The 15,380-nt window shown below is 71.5% G+C and carries 20 protein-coding genes; 10 read left to right on the top strand and 10 right to left on the bottom strand.

The annotated features are described in order from the left end of the window. Positions 1-140 precede the first annotated feature (140 nt). Complete coding sequence (locus ACIPJ2_RS02620; RefSeq protein ID WP_402727428.1) at positions 141-890, top strand: glycoside hydrolase family 16 protein; 750 nt, start codon at positions 141-143, stop codon at positions 888-890. Here ACIPJ2_RS02620 and ACIPJ2_RS02615 read toward each other — a convergent pair. Beyond that, the gene (locus ACIPJ2_RS02615) at positions 878-1,525 is read right to left on the bottom strand and encodes a hypothetical protein (RefSeq protein ID WP_402727427.1); all 648 of its coding nucleotides are present in this window, start codon (positions 1,523-1,525) and stop codon (positions 878-880) included. The genes ACIPJ2_RS02620 and ACIPJ2_RS02615 overlap by 13 nt on opposite strands. Next, complete coding sequence (locus ACIPJ2_RS02610; protein ID WP_402727426.1) at positions 1,522-2,358, bottom strand: alpha/beta fold hydrolase; 837 nt, start codon at positions 2,356-2,358, stop codon at positions 1,522-1,524. The genes ACIPJ2_RS02615 and ACIPJ2_RS02610 overlap by 4 nt, the downstream gene beginning before the upstream one ends. Before the next feature lie 94 nt (positions 2,359-2,452). Between ACIPJ2_RS02610 and ACIPJ2_RS02605 the strand changes: the two genes are divergently transcribed. Genes ACIPJ2_RS02605 through ACIPJ2_RS02595 form a run of 3 tightly spaced genes read left to right on the top strand, consistent with a single transcriptional unit; the run spans position 2,453 to position 4,649 of the window. Beyond that, positions 2,453-3,208 carry a glycosyltransferase family 2 protein gene (locus tag ACIPJ2_RS02605; protein ID WP_402727425.1) on the top strand — a complete coding sequence of 252 codons (756 nt, stop codon included), beginning with the start codon at positions 2,453-2,455 and terminating at the stop codon, positions 3,206-3,208. Then, complete coding sequence (locus tag ACIPJ2_RS02600) at positions 3,205-4,047, top strand: endonuclease/exonuclease/phosphatase family protein (protein WP_402727424.1); 843 nt, start codon at positions 3,205-3,207, stop codon at positions 4,045-4,047. The genes ACIPJ2_RS02605 and ACIPJ2_RS02600 overlap by 4 nt, the downstream gene beginning before the upstream one ends. Then, a complete protein-coding gene (locus ACIPJ2_RS02595) occupies positions 4,044-4,649 on the top strand; it encodes a hypothetical protein (protein WP_402727423.1) in 606 nt (201 codons plus the stop codon). The genes ACIPJ2_RS02600 and ACIPJ2_RS02595 overlap by 4 nt, the downstream gene beginning before the upstream one ends. Positions 4,650-4,661: 12 nt before the next feature. On the opposite strand, the gene ACIPJ2_RS02590 is transcribed toward ACIPJ2_RS02595, so the two are convergent. Together ACIPJ2_RS02590 and ACIPJ2_RS02585 are read right to left on the bottom strand one after the other, a co-directional pair. Beyond that, positions 4,662-4,829, bottom strand: coding sequence for a hypothetical protein (locus ACIPJ2_RS02590; RefSeq protein WP_402727422.1), 168 nt, complete (start codon positions 4,827-4,829; stop codon positions 4,662-4,664). Further along, complete coding sequence (locus ACIPJ2_RS02585) at positions 4,829-5,221, bottom strand: MerR family transcriptional regulator (RefSeq protein ID WP_402727421.1); 393 nt, start codon at positions 5,219-5,221, stop codon at positions 4,829-4,831. Before ACIPJ2_RS02585 ends, ACIPJ2_RS02590 begins: the two co-directional genes overlap by 1 nt. A 90-nt stretch (positions 5,222-5,311) precedes the next feature. Here ACIPJ2_RS02585 and ACIPJ2_RS02580 point away from each other — a divergent pair, with 90 nt between their 5' ends. The 3 genes from ACIPJ2_RS02580 to ACIPJ2_RS02570 all read left to right on the top strand — a co-directional run bounded on the left by ACIPJ2_RS02580 (position 5,312) and on the right by ACIPJ2_RS02570 (position 7,925). Continuing rightward, on the top strand, positions 5,312-6,016 hold the full coding sequence (locus tag ACIPJ2_RS02580; RefSeq protein ID WP_402727420.1) for an SDR family oxidoreductase: 705 nt from the start codon (positions 5,312-5,314) through the stop codon (positions 6,014-6,016). Between the two features lie 94 nt (positions 6,017-6,110). Next, positions 6,111-7,409 (top strand): LssY C-terminal domain-containing protein, encoded by a 1,299-nt coding sequence (locus ACIPJ2_RS02575; protein ID WP_402727419.1) that lies wholly within the window; start codon positions 6,111-6,113, stop codon positions 7,407-7,409. 30 nt (positions 7,410-7,439) lie between these two features. Further along, positions 7,440-7,925 carry a DUF4126 family protein gene (locus ACIPJ2_RS02570; protein WP_281266197.1) on the top strand — a complete coding sequence of 162 codons (486 nt, stop codon included), beginning with the start codon at positions 7,440-7,442 and terminating at the stop codon, positions 7,923-7,925. 18 nt (positions 7,926-7,943) lie between these two features. On the opposite strand, the gene ACIPJ2_RS02565 is transcribed toward ACIPJ2_RS02570, so the two are convergent. Continuing rightward, positions 7,944-8,828 (bottom strand): aldo/keto reductase, encoded by an 885-nt coding sequence (locus ACIPJ2_RS02565; RefSeq protein WP_402727418.1) that lies wholly within the window; start codon positions 8,826-8,828, stop codon positions 7,944-7,946. Between the two features lie 83 nt (positions 8,829-8,911). Beyond that, positions 8,912-9,892 (bottom strand): aldo/keto reductase, encoded by a 981-nt coding sequence (locus ACIPJ2_RS02560; protein ID WP_402727417.1) that lies wholly within the window; start codon positions 9,890-9,892, stop codon positions 8,912-8,914. 77 nt (positions 9,893-9,969) lie between these two features. On the opposite strand from ACIPJ2_RS02560, the gene ACIPJ2_RS02555 reads away from it, so the two are divergent. Then, positions 9,970-10,179: a hypothetical protein gene (locus tag ACIPJ2_RS02555; protein WP_281266194.1), complete on the top strand. Its 210-nt coding sequence runs from the start codon at positions 9,970-9,972 to the stop codon at positions 10,177-10,179. A gap of 11 nt (positions 10,180-10,190) precedes the next feature. On the opposite strand, the gene ACIPJ2_RS02550 is transcribed toward ACIPJ2_RS02555, so the two are convergent. Then, positions 10,191-10,781: a TetR/AcrR family transcriptional regulator gene (locus ACIPJ2_RS02550; RefSeq protein WP_402727416.1), complete on the bottom strand. Its 591-nt coding sequence runs from the start codon at positions 10,779-10,781 to the stop codon at positions 10,191-10,193. 124 nt (positions 10,782-10,905) lie between these two features. Here ACIPJ2_RS02550 and ACIPJ2_RS02545 point away from each other — a divergent pair, with 124 nt between their 5' ends. After that, positions 10,906-11,637, top strand: a complete 732-nt coding sequence (locus ACIPJ2_RS02545; RefSeq protein WP_402727415.1) for an SDR family oxidoreductase — start codon at positions 10,906-10,908, stop codon at positions 11,635-11,637. Between the two features lie 38 nt (positions 11,638-11,675). Here ACIPJ2_RS02545 and ACIPJ2_RS02540 read toward each other — a convergent pair whose 3' ends face one another. Then, positions 11,676-12,557, bottom strand: coding sequence for an aldo/keto reductase (locus ACIPJ2_RS02540; protein WP_402727414.1), 882 nt, complete (start codon positions 12,555-12,557; stop codon positions 11,676-11,678). Positions 12,558-12,590: 33 nt separating this feature from the next. Then, entirely contained in the window at positions 12,591-13,187 is a 597-nt protein-coding gene (locus ACIPJ2_RS02535; RefSeq protein ID WP_402727413.1) for a YdeI family protein, read from the bottom strand. Between the two features lie 122 nt (positions 13,188-13,309). Between ACIPJ2_RS02535 and ACIPJ2_RS02530 the strand changes: the two genes are divergently transcribed. After that, positions 13,310-13,693, top strand: a complete 384-nt coding sequence (locus tag ACIPJ2_RS02530; RefSeq protein ID WP_402727412.1) for a hypothetical protein — start codon at positions 13,310-13,312, stop codon at positions 13,691-13,693. A gap of 120 nt (positions 13,694-13,813) precedes the next feature. Here the strand turns inward: ACIPJ2_RS02530 and ACIPJ2_RS02525 are convergent, their stop codons facing one another. Beyond that, positions 13,814-15,358 carry an FAD-binding oxidoreductase gene (locus tag ACIPJ2_RS02525; protein WP_402727411.1) on the bottom strand — a complete coding sequence of 515 codons (1,545 nt, stop codon included), beginning with the start codon at positions 15,356-15,358 and terminating at the stop codon, positions 13,814-13,816. Between the last annotated feature and the right edge of the window lie 22 nt (positions 15,359-15,380).

Raw genomic sequence — 15,380 nt, 5'->3', positions numbered from 1 at the left:
TACGGGGGTGATCCGTCGATGTCAAGTCCTCGGGATCGGCGCCAGGAGCGGTTACCCTCGCTGCGGCCCGCCGAGATCCGGCGGTCCCGGCGCCGACAGGGGTGACGGCGTCGCGAGTCATGAACAGGGAGTGACAGCTCATGCAGCAACGCACGAAGAGAGCGGCACTCGCCGCAACGGTCCTCAGCGCAGCACTCATCGCGGTGCCGCTTGGATCAGGGTCGGTCGCCGTCGCCGGGGTCACCGCACCCCGTGGTGACATCGGTGACTTCAAGCAGTCGTTCGTCGAGGACTTCAGCACCGACGCCTCCGCGAACGGGGAATTCGCGAAGACGTACGACGGCTCGTGGCAGCCGTACCCGGACGCAGGGATCTACTCGTCCGGCTCGCAGATCAGCGCGCACGACGGGCTGATGGACGTGAAGCTCGACGGGTCGAACGGTGCCGCCGGCACGTTCGGGACCCCGGACGGGGCATGGTCGCACGTCGGTGGCAAGTTCACCGTGAAGGCGAAGGCCAGCGGTGGCGACGGGAATGGCGCGGCCTTCATGCTGTGGCCGACGTCGAACACCTGGGCGGACGGGGAGATCGACTACCCCGAGGGCAACTTCGACGCATCGCCGACCGGGTACCACCACTCGATGACGCCCGGCCAGGAAGCGAACCGGGCCACCATCGGTACGGGCGTCGACTGGCGGAAATGGCACACGTACTCCGTGGAGTGGATCCCGGGCAAGTCGGTCACGTACCTGCTCGATGGCAAGGTGCTCCAGAAGATCACGGACGACGTGCCGACGAAGCCGCACCGCTACATGTTCCAGGTCGGCAACTGGGGTGCATCAGGGCACCTCTTCGTCGACTGGGTCAGCACGTACGACTACGAGGGCTGAGCCGGCTGGACCGACTGGAACCGCTGATCGCCGCGGCCGGCGCGGAACACCGCGTCGGCCGCTCGTTCGTGCTGCACGGTCCACACGAGCAGGCCCGTCACGAGCGCCGCGAGCACGACGAAGCCCCAGGTCCACGGACCGAAGACGCCGTCCGAGACCACCGCGTTCCCCGCCTCCAGGAGGACGAACGCCGGGAGCGCGAACGTCTGCCACTGCGCGAGGCGAACCGTCTGCCTCGCCGTGCCGAGCACGACGAGGTCCAGGCCGTCGGGCACGGCCGCGCGCCCTACTGCCGCCCAGCCCACCCGGCGAGTCGTCCGGCGTCCGAGCGGCTTCGCGACCGGTGACGACCACGCCCGGAACCAGCCCCGACGGAGGCCGACGATCCCGCCGGCGACGAGCAGCACCAGGAAGAGCCCCGCGCAGACGAGCTGGAAGGTCGACGCCGCGTCGCCCCCGATGCCGCGGAACACCACAGCGAGGAGCGTCGCGACGACGGACACGGCGATTCCGCAGTTCTGCACCCACCGTGGCAGCGGCCGGAACGGCTCGGCGATGGCCTCCTCCGCCAGCTGCTCCGCGAGTACGAGGGCACGCGGGTCGACGGGAGGGAGTGGGGTACTGGTGGCCCTCACGCCGCGACCACCTCGCGCACCAGGTCGGCCACGAGCCCGGGCTGCTCGAGCCCCGGCAGGTGCGCCACCCCCGGCAGCACCCGCCCCGGCTCCTGCCCGATGCGCCGCGCGGTCTCCTCGTAGAACGGTAGGTCGGCGGGGATGTCGAGGTCGCCCCACGTCGACAGCACCGGCAGTCGGATCTCGCCGAGCCGCGTCCACGCCTCCACCCCGGTCGACCCCGCCGAGTCCGGTGCGGCGACCTCGAGGACCCGCCGGTTCATGTCCTCGAACAGCGTCCGAGCCGCGCCGCCGACGCGTCCAGCAGGCGCCGCCGGCCCGTCGAGCCACAGGTGCGCGAGCGCGGCGATGCGGTCGTCGACCGAGGCGTCCGACGACTCCGCGACCTCGAGCAGCGGTGCGGTCGCGGGGTCGAGCACCCAGTCGAACGGGGTGTCCTCGTCGGTCATCCCGGAGACGCCGGCACCGATGAGCAGGACCCCGGCGATCCGGGACGGGACCGTCAGCGCGGCGTCGAGTGCGAGCGCACCGCCCATCGAGTTCCCGACGAGGAACACCTGCTCGAGCTCCAGGGCGTCGAGCACGGTCACGAGGTCGTCGAGGTGCGAGAACCCGGTCGGATCAGCGGCGGCCGGTGTCTCCCCGTACCCGCGACGGTCGTACGCGACGAGGTCGAGGTCCGTGTCCGCGAGCGCATCGAACACGGTTGACCAGGACCGGCGGTCGGCGACACCGGCGTGGAGGAACACGACCGACTCGTCGCCCCCGATGCGGCGCGACACCGCGATCGCAGTGCCGTCTGCGGTCGTGACGGTGAGCTGCTCTGCTGCCATGGCCCCGAACCTAGCCATGATCGCGCCGCCGGGTACACGGCGGACGCGACCGGAGCCTCCCGTCCGCTCAGCACCACCTTGGTTGTCTGGGTCGATGCGTTCCGTCTCCGTCGTCGTCCCGGTGCTCGACGACGCCGACCAGCTGGCGCACTGCCTGGCGTCGCTCGCGGCACAGACGGTCCTGCCGACCGAGGTGATCGTCGTCGACAACGGCAGCAGCGACCGCAGCGGGGCGGTGGCTGCAGCGGCGGGCGCGACCGTGCTGCACGAACCGGTCCGCGGCATCGGTGCGGCGGCGAGCCGCGGGTACGACGCCGCGACCTCGACCCTGATCGCACGGGTCGACTCGGACTCGGTGCTCCCGCCGGACTGGGTCGAGCGCACCGCCCGCCGGTTCGACGACCCCTTCGTCACCGCGGTCACCGGACCGGGACGGTTCCGCGGGCTGGGGCCGATCGCCGCGGTGTTCTGGGACGTCGCCTACATGCGCGCCTACTTCCTGCTCATGACCGGGGCGCTGGCGCGTCCGCCGCTGTTCGGCTCGAACATGGTGATGCGGCGGACCGCGTGGCTGGCGATCCGTCACCGCGTCCACCGGTTCGACCCGCAGGTGCACGACGACGTGGACCTGTCGATCCAGTTCGACCCCGCCTGGCGGACGGTCTTCGACCCGTCGCTGGTCGCGTCGGTGTCGGGCACGCCCGTCCGTGACGCGGTGGGGCTGGTGGTCCGCACCCGCAAGGCGGGCAGGACGATGTGGACGTCGGGGATGCGCGCGTTCGCTCCCGGTCGGATCATGCGCCGCGTGCTCGCCGGGACGCGAGCCGTCCCCGTGGTGCGCCGACCGTGACCGCGGACGTTCCGGTGGTCGGGCACGTCGCGCCGCCCGGTCTGCACTGCATGACGTTCAACGTGCGCCGTCCGGTCCCGCACCTGCGGTCCGGGCATCCGGACTCGTGGGTCCGGCGGGCGCCGGCCGTCGCCACGCTGGTCCGGTCCGAGACACCGCACCTCCTGGCCGTCCAGGAGGCAGTGCCCACCCAGGTGCAGCACCTCGGCGCCGCCCTCGGGTCGCGCTGGCACCCCGTGGTCACCGGGCGCGGACCGGGCGGTGGTGGCGAGGGCGTCGGCTTCTTCGTGGACACCGAGCGGTTGCGGGTGGTGTCGGAGCGCACGATCGGGCTCGGACCGGACCCGTCGCGGGTCGGGGCCAGGGCGTGGGGCGCCCCGTTCCCGCGGATCGCGGTCGTCTGCGAGTTCGACGACCTGGCCACGGGTGTGCGGTTCGCCGGTGTCGCGACGCACGTCGACCCGTTCTCCCGGCCGGCACAGACCCGGTCGGCAGAGCTGATCGGGCGGGTCGTCCGCGAGACGGGGCTGCCGGCCGTGGTGCTGGCGGACTGGAACGCCGGCGAGCGTTCGGCGTCGGCCGGGGTGCTCGCGGCGGCCGGGCTCGACGACACGTGGGTGCTGGCGGACCCCGCCGGACGGCAGGTGCCCGTCGGCACGTACGCCCGGTACCGCACGCCTCGTCCTGGTCGCGCCCGGATCGACCGCGTCCTGGTCAGGGGAACCCCGTCGGTCGGTGTCGCCGTGGACCGTGTGGCGATCTCGGCTCGGCGACCGGCCGGGATCTGGCCGTCCGACCACCTGCCCGTGCACGCCGTCCTGCGATGGGAGCCCCGATGAGCCGTCCGCTCGTGCAGTCCGCCGGGTCCACGTTCCTCCGCCGCCCCCGTGGGTGGGAGTTCGTCGCGGACGGCCTCCGCGTGCTCGCGCTCGTCAGCGTCCCCGTGGCGGCGATCGGCTGGGGTGCGATCTCCTTCGCCGTGATGGGGCTGTCCCTGCTCGGGGTCGTGCTGCCGCGGATCCTCGGGTTCCGGCCGGGGTTCGACATCGCGCTCTGCGGGCTGTCGGTGGTCGCCGGGTGGAGCAGTGTCCTCGACTGGTACACGACGGTGTTCGGGTGGGACAAGATCGTGCACCTGCTGCTCATCGGTGCGTTGAGCGCCCTGGTGGCGATCGTGGCCGCGGACCTCGGGGTGCTGCCGGACGCCAGGTCGATGCACCTCGCGACCGCCGTCGTCGTCTGCGGGACGATCGGTCTCGCGATCGGCGGGCTGTGGGAGATGTTCGAGTGGGCGGGGCACACGTACCTCGACGCGACGATCTTCGTCGGCTACGACGACACGATCGGCGACCTCGCTGCTGACACCCTGGGCGCGGTGGCCTCGGGCTTCGTGCTGCGCTGGTGTTCCGGTGACCGGCGGGTGGTCCTCTCCCGACGTTGACGTCGAGCGCGATCAGGGGCGGTACTCGTCCCGACGGCCGTGTGCCCGCGTCGTGGTGGGTGGGACGCGCGGCCCGGTCGCGCCGCCCGACCCGAGGGAGTCCATGACACCGGCCAGCACCTGCAGCACCGCGACGACGGTGGATCCGAGCCACCGGAGGACGCGCCACGCGACGCGCATCAGGCGGCGCTCCGCGCGATGTCGGTGCGGAGCGCCGGGCAGTGCTCGGGGGTCGGGTGCTCGCTGATGTGGATGACCTCGTCGAGGCGGTCGCGTGCGGCCTCGAGCTCCGCGATCTGCGCCGTGATCCGGTCCCGCTCGTGGACGAGCAGCGCGGCGCTCTCGACGGTGGCGACCCCGGCGTCGACGCACGGCATGAGCTGCGCGATGGTCCGGCTGGCGAGTCCCGCGGCGTAGAGCTGCTGGACGAGCCGGACGCGGTCGACCGCCTCGGCGTCGTACGTCCGCTGGCCGGATGCCGTCCTGGTCGCCGCGAGCAGCCCCTGCTCCTCGTAGTACCGGAGCGACCGGACGCTGACCCCGGCCTTCGCTGCGAGGTCCCCGATGCGCATGTGTCCTCCACGACTTGCACCTGACATGGATGTGAGGTCTTAGCGTACCTCCGTCGGTCCGGGAGGTGCCCGGTCGACGGAAGGAACACCATGGACATCGCCGGATCGGTCGCACTCGTCACCGGGTCGAACCGCGGCATCGGTCGCCGCTTCGTCACGCAGCTCCTGGAGCGTGGTGCAGCCAAGGTCTACGCGACCGCGCGCCGCCCCGAGCTCGTGGACATCGAGGGCGTCGAGGTGCTCCCGCTCGACATCACCGACCAGGCGTCCGTCACCGCCGCAGCCGAGCGCGCCGGGGACGTCACCCTGCTGATCAACAACGCCGGGATCGCGACGCAGTCCTCGCTGCTGACCGACGACCTCGAGAACGTCCGTCGCGAGATGGACACGCACTTCTGGGCGAACCTGTCGATGGTCCGGGCGTTCGCACCCGTCATCGAGCGGAACGGCGGCGGCGGGATCGTCAACGTGCTGTCGGCCCTGTCGTGGTTCGCTTATCCCGGCAGCGGTGGGTACGCGGCCGCCAAGGCAGCGGAGTGGAACATGACGAACGCCGTGCGGCTCGAACTCGTGCCGCGGGGCGTCACGGTGCAGGGACTCCACCTCGGCGCCGCCGACACCGACATCATGGCCGGGTACGAGGGTCAGATGATCGACCCGATGGAGGTCGCGATCGCGTCCCTGGACGGCGTCCAGCGGGACGCGGCCGAGGTCGTCGTCGACGAGTGGAGCGCGCTGGTGAAGGCGTCGCTGGCGGCCGATCCGGCCGCGTTCTACGCGCAGTTCGGGATCTGACCACCGGACGGGAGGCTCGTGGCGGGCCCGCCACGAGCCTCCCGTCCGCCTGTCGGTCGCCACCGACCCGCGCTGCTGGACTAGGTTCCAGGACATGCGCTCCCCGATCCCGTCGGTCGTCCGGCGGATCGACGGTGCCTTCGCCTGGCTCGCCATCGTCGCGGCCGCTCTGCTGGCGGTCGTCCTCGCGACCCAGGCCTTCGCCCGCGGGTGGAGCCAGAGCTGGTTCGTGGTGCTCGTCTACCTGGTCATCGCCTACCTGGTGCTCCCCCGGCTGCACACGGCGCTCGCCGCGGTGTACCTGCCCGACTACTTCATCGGCAGGACCCGGACCCGCGAGGGCATCCTCGGTGACCCGGTGAACATCGCGCTGATGGGGTCGGAGGAGCAGATCCACACGGTGATGCGGGACGCCGGGTGGGTACTGGCGGACGACCTCGGCTTCCGCGCGAACCTGCGCATCGTCGTCGCGACGCTGACCAGGCGGAGCTACCCGAACGCCCCGGTGTCGAACCTGTACCTCTTCGGCGGACGGCAGGCGTTCTGCTACCAGCAGGAGGTCGGCAACAGCCCTGGTAAGCGGCACCACGTGCGGTTCTGGCGGACGCCGGACGACTGGCTGCTGCCCGGTGGGCGCCGGGTGGAGTGGCTCGCGGCGGCGACGTTCGACAGCGGGGTCGGTTTCAGCGTGTTCACGTGGCAGGTCACGCACCGTGTCGCGCAGGACATCGACGCCGAACGCGACCACGTCATCGGGTCGCTCGGTCCTGCTGCGCGGGTCGACGTCATCGAGGCGTTCTCCGCCGGCTACCACTCCCGGAACGGCGGCGGGGACGCGATCCAGACCGACGGGGACCTGCCCGTCGCGGATCTCGGGTCCGTCGTCGCCGACGAACCGGCACGCCAGGAGACCTCGCGTCGGGTCGGCCGTGTCCGTCCGGGCGAGGTCGTCGCGGGCGTGCTGCTCATGGCGATCCGGCCCCTCGCGGCCGCCGCGCTCGTGCTCGCCGTCGTCACCGGGGTCGACATCGCGGGGTTGCTGGGGTCGACGGCGGACACGGCCTCGCTCGCGACACCCGGGGTCCGCGTCGTGCTCGCCGTGGTCTTCGGTATCGTGTCGCTGTTCTGGTGGGTGCTGACCCTGCGTGTCTGGCTCGGTCGTCCGTTCGCCCGGTTCACGGCGATGACACTGTCGACGATCGGGATCGTCACGGTCGCCACCGCGTGGATCGGCGGGACCGAGTCGCTGACGATGCAGAGCGGGCTTGCGGGGTTCGCGCTCGACATCGCGATCCTGTTCGCGCTGTCCGGGGCGGAGTCCCGCCAGTGGACGCTCGGCCGCAAGCGTCGCCGTCGCCGGTCCCCAGGGGGCGTCGTCAGCCCGCGCGCGTAGCGTCCGACGGACACGAGAAGGCGAGAGACGATGGCGAAGAACACCAAGCACACCGGCACGCGAGCACTGCTGCTCGGCATCCTGAGCGGCGGTCGGAGCGCGACGCCCCTGGCCCTGCTGGCGCTGAACCGGGACCGCAAGGAGCTCACCGGTGCGTGGCAGGACTGGCCGATGTTCCGCACGCAGCTCGGTCGCGGGCTGCTCGTCGCCGGTGCCGTCGGGGAGCTCGTCGGGGACAAGCTGCCGAAGACCCCGAGTCGCATCGCGGTAGCCGGGCTCATCGGGCGCGCCGGATCTGGTGCACTCGTCGGCGCGGCGATCGCCACGACCGGCAAGCGCGACCGCCGCGTCGAGGGAGCGGTCCTCGGCGCGGTCGGTGCGCTCATCGGCAGCTTCGCCGGCTACTTCCTGCGCAAGGCGATCGGGACCACGACGGGCCTCCGGGACCCGCTCGTCGCCCTCGGCGAGGACGCCGCGGTGATCGCGGGCTCGTCCAAGGTGATCACCGCGCGCTGATCGTCAGTCCGCTGATCGTCAGTCCTCCGGGATCACCCGGTCGAAGCGCGACGTGTCCGTCCCGTCGGGGTCCGGGCCGTTGCGCTTCCCCGTGTCGAGGGCGTCGAGGGACGCGAGCTCGTCGTCGGACAGCGCGAAGTCGAAGACGTCGAAGTTCTCCGCGATCCGTCCGGGGTTCGTCGACTTCGGGATCGCGTTCCGCCCCTGCTGCAGGTGCCAGCGGAGCATGACCTGCGCAGCGGTCTTGCCGTGCGCCTCGCCGATCGCACGGATCGTCGGGTCGTCGAGCACGCTGACCCGCTCGTCGCCGAAGCCCGGGTAGAACGTGATGCCGCCGATCGGGGACCACGCCTGGTCGAGGATCCCGTGCTCGGCGTCGGCCCGCTGCACGTCGGGCTGCGTGAAGTACGGGTGCAGCTCGACCTGGTTGAGCGCGGGGATGACGTCGGTCTGGTCGAGCAGCGAGCGGAGATGGTACGGCATGAAGTTGCTCACCCCGATCGCGCGGACCCGGCCGTCGGCGTACAGCTGCTCGAGCGCCCGGTAGGCGGCGACGGTCTTGTCGAAGCGGTCCGGTGCGGGCTGGTGCAGGATCAGCACGTCGACCGTGTCGAAGCCGAGCTTGCGCGTCGCCTTGTCGAACGCGTGCAGGGTCTCGTCGTACCCGTAGTCGGAGACCCAGATCTTGGTCTCGACCACGATGTCGTCGCGGTCGACGCCCGCGGCGCGGATGCCCTCGCCGACCTGTCGTTCGTTGCCGTACGCGGCGGCGGTGTCGATGTGGCGGTAGCCGACCTCGAGCGCGGTCCGCACCGCGTCGACCGTGTCCTCTGGGGAGCTCTGGAAGACGCCGAAGCCGATCGGGGGGAGCTGGACGCCGTTGTTGAGGGTGATGTTGTCCATGCGGGCAACGGTAGGCCGGTGCTCGACGGGGCGACGGGTCCTGTCGGTACCTGCTCCCGCGGTGCTCGGATCGCCCGCTGCGGTCACCAGCGTTCGTGCACCGTCGCGCGGAACCACCGGTCGTAGAGCTCGTGCACGGTCGTGTCGAGTCCCGGGACCGGGTCGAGCGAGCCTGCGGCGGCGTTGGAGCGGGCCTGCTCGGCGTTCCGCGCGCCGGGGATCGCGGCCGTGACGCCGTCCTGCGCCACGATCCAGGCGAGCGCCGCCTGCGGGACGGAGACACCGTCGGGCAGTGCGGCGGCGAACTCCTGCGCCGCCCGGACCCCGTCCTCGAACGGTACGCCGCTGAAGGTCTCGCCCTGGTCGAACGCCTCGCCGTGGCGGTTGTAGGTGCGGTGGTCCTCCGGGGCGAACTCGGTGTCGGTGGTGTACTTGCCGGAGAGCAACCCCGATGCCAACGGGACGCGCGCGAGCACGGCGACCCCTGCCTCCCGTGCGGCCGGCAGGACCGCGTCAAGCGGCTTCAAACGGAACGCGTTGAGGATGATCTGGACGCTCGCGACGCCGGGCCGCTCGATCGCGGTGAGCGCCTGGTCGGCGGTCTCGACGCTGACGCCGTACGCGGCGATCGACTGATCGGCGACGAGCGCGTCGAGCGCGTCGTAGACGGCGTCGTCGTCGAACACAGGGGACGGCGGGCAGTGCAGCTGGACCAGGTCCAGCGTGTCCTGCTGCAGGTTCGTGCGTGAGCGGTCGACCCATTCGCGGAAGTTCGCCGCGCTGTAGTTCGACGGGACCTGGTCCGCACGGCGGCCCATCTTCGTCGTGACCGTGACGCCGGAGTCGGCGTTGGCGCGGAGCCATCGCCCGATGAGCTCCTCGCTGCGACCGTCGCCGTAGACGTCGGCGGTGTCGAAGAGCGTCACGCCGGACTCGAACGATGCGTCCATGACCGCGAAGGCGTCGGCGTCCTCCACCGGGCCCCAGTCGCCGCCGAACTGCCAGGTGCCGAGGCCGATCACGGAGGTCTCACGGCCGGTGCTGGCCAGGGTGCGTCGCTGCATGGTCACGACGGTAGTCCCGCTGGGCCGTGTACTGGTGGAGCCTCCTTCACCGCGCGTTCCGCTCCTACCGTGGAGGCATGCACGACGACACCAGCACGATCGAGACGACGACCCCCGCGGCTGGACGGCCCTCGTTGCGCGAGCGCGTCGCGATGTGGTGGACGGTGAACGCCGAGATCACGGAGCTCACGCGGGACCGCGAGCGCGAAGCCCGGGTGCGCGACGAGATGGCGGTGCGCCTGGCTCCGGGGCCGTGGGCGATCGCCGACCTGTTCCGGCGCCGCTGAGCACGCAGCCTTCAGCGCTGCGCCGGTCGCGCGGCGCCGCTGAACAGGCCGGCTGTGCCGAGCTGGACCCGAGCCCTGGCTCGGTCCTGGTCGTCGCCGAACCGGTCCACTCCCCACGAGAGCGTCGTCAGCAGCTCGAAGACGTCCTCGGCGCTCGCCGCGTCGGTCGCCGATCCGTCCGAACGGGCCCGCTCGAGGAACTCCCCCGTCCGCTCGGTCAGACCGGCGCAGACGCTGCTGACGGGCGAGTCGTCGTCACCGATCGCACCCGCGATGCAGGTCGGCAGGTTCTGCCAGATCCGGAGCTGCCAGGTCACGCGGAACATCCACTCGGCGAGGGCGTCGTCGGCGGGCAGCTCCTCGAGGTCTCGGGAGTCGCGGAGTGCTGCGTGGAAGCTCTCCGCCATCACGGCCGCGAGGAGGTCTTCCCGTGTCGGGAAGTTGCGGTACAGGGTCGCGTTCCCGACGCCGGCCGCGGTCGCGATGCCGTCGATCGGCGCGAGGGTGCCGCCCTGCTCGAACACCTGTCGAGCCGCGGTGATGATCGCGTCACGGTTGCGTCGTGCGTCGGCGCGCATGGGCTTCGTGGTCGTCTGGTCCATGGCGTCTCCGATCTGCTCCGTCGTGGTTGCCAGAAACGGGGCTCGGTTGACAGAAGTGGGGGGACTCCCCACATACTGATCCGGGGACAATCCCCGTTTCATCTCTCAACCTACAGGAGTGACCATGACTGAGCGACTCGACGACCGGATCGTGCTCGTGACCGGAGCGAACGGCGGGCTCGGCGAGGAGTTCGTGCGCCAGGCCCTCGAACGCGGTGCCGCCAAGGTGTACGCGACCGCCCGCTCCCCGCGGCAGTGGGCCGACGACCGGATCGTGCCGCTGACCCTCGACCTGACCGACGCGGGGTCGATCGCGTCGGCAGCGGCGGCCGCTCCCGACGTCGACCTGCTCGTGAACAACGCCGCCATCGCCCCCAGCTCCGACGGTTCGATCGCGAGCGCGGACGACGACGTGCTCCGGTCCGTCTTCGAGACGAACGTGTTCGGGACGATCAAGGTCTCCGGCGCGTTCGCCCCCGTGCTCGCCCGGAACGGCGGCGGCGCCGTGCTGAACGTGTTGTCCCTCGCTGCGTGGACGCCGATCCCGACGGTGTACGCCGCGTCCAAGGCGGCCGCATGGTCCGCGACGAACGGGCTCCGGACCGAGTTGGCGGCACAGGGCACGACCGTGACCGGGGTCCTCGTCGGCATGATCGACACCGCGATGGGGGCACGGTTCGACGTGCCGAAGGTGAGCCCGGCGAGCGTCGTCGCGCAGGCGTACGACGGCGCGGTCGTCGGCGCGTTCGAGGTCCTCGCCGACGACGACACCCGGATGGTCAAGGGCCTGCTGAGTCGCCCCGCCGAGGACCTCGGCGAGGCGACCGCGCAGGCGATGGCGGCGATCGCGGGCTGAGCGGCCCGCGGGTCCCGTTCGCGCGTCCCGTTCGCGCGTTAGCTGCCGAGCGCGGACAGCTCCTCGAACTCGTCGTCGGTCAGCTCGATCGTCGCGCCCGCGAGGTTGTCCTCGAGGTGCGCGACGCTCGAGGTGCCGGGGATCGGCAGCACGACCGGCGATCGCTTGAGCAGCCAGGCGAGGGCGATCTGCGCCGGGGTGGCGTCCTTGCGCTTCGCGAGGTCGGTCAGCGGGGAGTCGTCGCCGGTCAGGCCGCCGGTGGCGAGCGGGAACCACGGGATGAAGCCGATGCCCTGCTCGGTGGACCAGTCGAGGAGCTCCTCGGCGTCGCGCTTCTGCAGGTTGTAGAGGTTCTGCACCGAGACGATCGTGGCGATCTCCTGCGCAGCCTTCACGTCGTCCACCTGGACCTCGGACAGGCCGATGTGCCGGATCTTGCCCTCGTCCTGGAGCTTCTTGAGCTCACCGACCTGGTCTTCGAGCGGGACCTTCGGGTCGATGCGGTGCAGCTGGAACAGGTCGATGCGCTCGAGCCCCAGGCGGCGCAGGCTCATCTCGGCCTCCTGCCGCAGGTACTCCGGTCGGCCGACGGGCGGCCACTCGTTCGGACCCGTGCGGGTGAGGCCGGCCTTCGTCGCGATCACGATGTCGTCGCCGTAGGGGTGGAGCGCTTCGCGGAGCAGCTCCTCGGCGACGTAGGGGCCGTAGCTGTCGGCGGTGTCGAAGAAGTTCACGCCGAGCTCGACGGCGCGCTGCAGGACGCGCACGGCCTCGTCGTGGTCCTTCGGCGGTCCCCAGACCCCGGGGCCGGTGAGCTGCATGGTGCCGTACCCGAGGCGGTTCACCTCGAGGTCGCCGCCGATGCGGAACGTGCCGGAGGCGTCGGCGGGACGGGTGGTGGTGTCAGGACCTGTCGTCATGTGTCCGGTCTACCCCGTCTCGCTGCTCCGTCCTCAGCGGCCCTGTCCCCCTGCCCGGCGCGGGTACGGGGTCTCGCCACGCTCCAGCATCCCGACGAGCTTCGTCAGCCGGTTCGTCCGCGCGGTCGCGCTCGGGGCGGTCGTGATCCGGTGCAGCACCGCGTACCGGTTCGTCGCGTCGAGTTCGGCGAACAGCGCGGCTGCGGCCGGGGCGGCGTCGAGCGCTGCCTGCAGGTCGTCGGGCACCGTGATCGAGGCGGCTCCGGCGTAGGCGCGGTCCCAGCGCCCGTCCTCCTTCGCGCGGTCGATCTCCGCCTGACCCCGGTCCCGCATCCGCCCGTCGGCGATGAGCGTCGCGACGAGCCCGATGTTGCGCTCGGACCACAGCGAGGCCTTCCGACGCGGCGTGAACCGCTGCAGGAACGTCGCGGCGGCGAGGCTGCGCTTCTGACCGTCGATCCACCCGGAGCAGAGCGCTTCGTCGAGCGCCTGGGCGTAGGTCACGGACGTCGGCTCCGTCGTGCCCTTCTTCGCGAGCACGAGCCAGACCCCGTCGGAGGAAGCCTCGTTCGCGTCGAGCCACGCGCGCCAGGCTGCGGCGTCCACGACGACGAACGGCTCGATCTCCATGCGGCACATCGTAGGACGCGTCGATCGGATGGTCCGGACGTGAATGATGCGCGCGACTACCTTCTGATCCGAGCGACCGCCCGGTCGCCACGGCCGACGTCGGCCACGAAAGGGAACACATCATGAGCAGCTCTTCTGCCTCGGGTCGGCCGACCACGGTCACCATCTCGTTCGTCCTCTGGCTGGTGACGGTCCTGATCGGGATCATCGGCGGCATCGTGGGCTTCGCTTCCTCCGGTTCGCAGGTGCAGGGGGCTGCCAGCGGCACCGCCCTCGTGATCGGCGCGGTCATCGCGATCGTCATCGCCCTGGTCGAGCTCTTCATCGTGTTCCGCATGCGCGACGGCCGGAACTGGGCACGCATCGTGCTGCTGGTCCTGGCGATCCTGCAGGTCCTCGGTGTCGTGAGCGCGTTCAGCATCGTCGGCACGATCGGCCTCATCGCCGTGATCATCGCGACGATCCTGATGTTCCTCCCCGCCTCGAACGCCTACTTCCGCCGCTGACGCGGGCTGGCGCGGGCTGGCGCCGCGCCCGTCAGCGAACCACGAAACGGACACAACACCGCGAGATTCCACGGTGTCGTGTCCGTTTCGTGGTTCCGTGACCGTGCCCCCGCCCCCGCGTCACACCCAGTTCGGCTGGGCGAGCAGGCCGTCGGGGTCCGCCTGCTCGGCGATCCGGTGCAGCCGCGAGGTGTTCACGTCGAAGTACGCAGCCGGGTCCGTGATCGCCGCGTCGCAGTAGTTCGCGTACGCCCCGTCGCCCCATGCCGGCGTCATCGCCTTCCGTAACCCGCGCACGTACTGGTCGAACGGCGCCGGGTCGGCACCGTTCCGGAACACCGCGGTGTACTGCACCGTGCAGAGCGCCGACCGCCACGGGAACGCACTGTCCGTCCGCCCGACATCGGCCACGACTCCGCCGAGGGCATCGAGCGCGACCCCGCCCTCGAGCACGCCGGACACCTGCCCCGCACCCGCCGCCTGCTGCACGAGCACGTCGATCTGTGCGTCCGTCAACGCGGCGGTCCCGATCGACGAGGTCGCCGCCTGCGACACCCGCTGCGCCTTCCCGCCGAGCTGCGCCATGGCCTGTCCGTACGTCAGCTCGGTCGCCGTGTGTGTGGTCGGTGTCACCCCGGTCGCCTGGATGAAACCGTCGACACTGGTGTCAGCACCTGACTTCTCGCCGGTCCAGGTACCGGTGACCGTCACGGTCGGTGCGCTGTGCCGGGATCCGGCGAGCAGCTTCAGCGTCGACCAGAGCTTCGGGTCCGCCTTCGGCGCCCAGTCCTGCCAGGCGCGCACGACGTCCCGAGCGGCCGACCAGGGGAACACGATGCTGAAGAGCAGGACGGGAGGCGCGGCTTGCGTCCGGAATGTCATCGACGTCACGACGCCGACGGTTCCACCGCCCCCACCGCGGCAGGCCCAGAACAGGTCCGGTTCGCGCGTGGCCGAGACCTCGTGCACGGCTCCGTCGGCGGTGACGACCGTGGCTCCGGTGAGCTGGTCGCACGTCAGCCCGAACGACCGCACGAGCACGCCGACACCGCCGCCGAGCGTCAGACCGCCGATGCCCACCGTCGGGCAGGATCCCGCGCCGATCGCCCGGCCAGCGTCAGCCAGCGCCGCGTACACGTCGCCGAGCTGCGCGCCGGGGCCGATCGTCACGGAGTCACCCGAGACGTCGATCCCGTCCAGCGCCTGCGTGCTGATCACCAGCGACCGCGGGACGTCGGTCCCGGACGCACCGCCGGCCGACCACCCCGTGTACGAGTGGCCGCCGGCCCGGAGCGCCACCGGGGTGTGCGTGTTCCTGGCGAACGCGAGCCCGGCGACCACGTCGTCGCTGTTCGCCACGCGGAGGATGCCCTGCGGGTCGGCGTCGTCGTACCGGGGGTTCTCGAGCACGCGCGCGCTGTCCCACCCCGTCGAGCCGGAGCGCAGCAGCGTGCCGGAGACCGCGGCGGCCAGCGCGTCCCACGAATCCGGGCCCGTCGGTGACGACGGTGTCGGGGTGGGACTCGGTGTCCGCGTGCGGGTCGGCGACGGAGACGGCCCGGTGCATGCGGCCAGGACCCCCGCGAGCCCGAGCCCGACTCCCCCGGCGATGAGCCCCCTGCGTGTGGTCGTGCTGCGTGTGGTCGTGCTGCGTCCCTCGGTCACCCACCCTTTCTACGCGCTCCCC

It is taken from the genome of Curtobacterium sp. NPDC090217 (assembly GCF_044746705.1).
In the GTDB taxonomy this organism is placed as follows: Bacteria; Actinomycetota; Actinomycetes; order Actinomycetales; family Microbacteriaceae; genus Curtobacterium.
This window is presented reverse-complemented; position numbering and strand designations above follow the sequence as displayed.

Excerpts from the sequence above, each read along its gene's own strand:
- ACIPJ2_RS02585 (WP_402727421.1), bottom strand. The coding sequence starts at position 5,221 with ATGCGCATCGGGGACCTCGCAGCGAAGGCCGGGGTCAGCGTCCGGTCG.
- ACIPJ2_RS02565 (WP_402727418.1), bottom strand. The coding sequence starts at position 8,828 with ATGGACAACATCACCCTCAACAACGGCGTCCAGCTCCCCCCGATCGGC.
- ACIPJ2_RS02620 (WP_402727428.1), top strand. The coding sequence starts at position 141 with ATGCAGCAACGCACGAAGAGAGCGGCACTCGCCGCAACGGTCCTCAGC.
- ACIPJ2_RS02560 (WP_402727417.1), bottom strand. The coding sequence starts at position 9,892 with ATGCAGCGACGCACCCTGGCCAGCACCGGCCGTGAGACCTCCGTGATC.
- ACIPJ2_RS02595 (WP_402727423.1), top strand. The coding sequence starts at position 4,044 with ATGAGCCGTCCGCTCGTGCAGTCCGCCGGGTCCACGTTCCTCCGCCGC.
- ACIPJ2_RS02535 (WP_402727413.1), bottom strand. The coding sequence starts at position 13,187 with ATGGAGATCGAGCCGTTCGTCGTCGTGGACGCCGCAGCCTGGCGCGCG.
- ACIPJ2_RS02545 (WP_402727415.1), top strand. The coding sequence starts at position 10,906 with ATGACTGAGCGACTCGACGACCGGATCGTGCTCGTGACCGGAGCGAAC.
- ACIPJ2_RS02570 (WP_281266197.1), top strand. The coding sequence starts at position 7,440 with ATGGCGAAGAACACCAAGCACACCGGCACGCGAGCACTGCTGCTCGGC.
- ACIPJ2_RS02605 (WP_402727425.1), top strand. The coding sequence starts at position 2,453 with ATGCGTTCCGTCTCCGTCGTCGTCCCGGTGCTCGACGACGCCGACCAG.
- ACIPJ2_RS02610 (WP_402727426.1), bottom strand. The coding sequence starts at position 2,358 with ATGGCAGCAGAGCAGCTCACCGTCACGACCGCAGACGGCACTGCGATC.
- ACIPJ2_RS02580 (WP_402727420.1), top strand. The coding sequence starts at position 5,312 with ATGGACATCGCCGGATCGGTCGCACTCGTCACCGGGTCGAACCGCGGC.
- ACIPJ2_RS02555 (WP_281266194.1), top strand. The coding sequence starts at position 9,970 with ATGCACGACGACACCAGCACGATCGAGACGACGACCCCCGCGGCTGGA.
- ACIPJ2_RS02590 (WP_402727422.1), bottom strand. The coding sequence starts at position 4,829 with ATGCGCGTCGCGTGGCGCGTCCTCCGGTGGCTCGGATCCACCGTCGTC.
- ACIPJ2_RS02575 (WP_402727419.1), top strand. The coding sequence starts at position 6,111 with ATGCGCTCCCCGATCCCGTCGGTCGTCCGGCGGATCGACGGTGCCTTC.
- ACIPJ2_RS02550 (WP_402727416.1), bottom strand. The coding sequence starts at position 10,781 with ATGGACCAGACGACCACGAAGCCCATGCGCGCCGACGCACGACGCAAC.
- ACIPJ2_RS02540 (WP_402727414.1), bottom strand. The coding sequence starts at position 12,557 with ATGACGACAGGTCCTGACACCACCACCCGTCCCGCCGACGCCTCCGGC.
- ACIPJ2_RS02530 (WP_402727412.1), top strand. The coding sequence starts at position 13,310 with ATGAGCAGCTCTTCTGCCTCGGGTCGGCCGACCACGGTCACCATCTCG.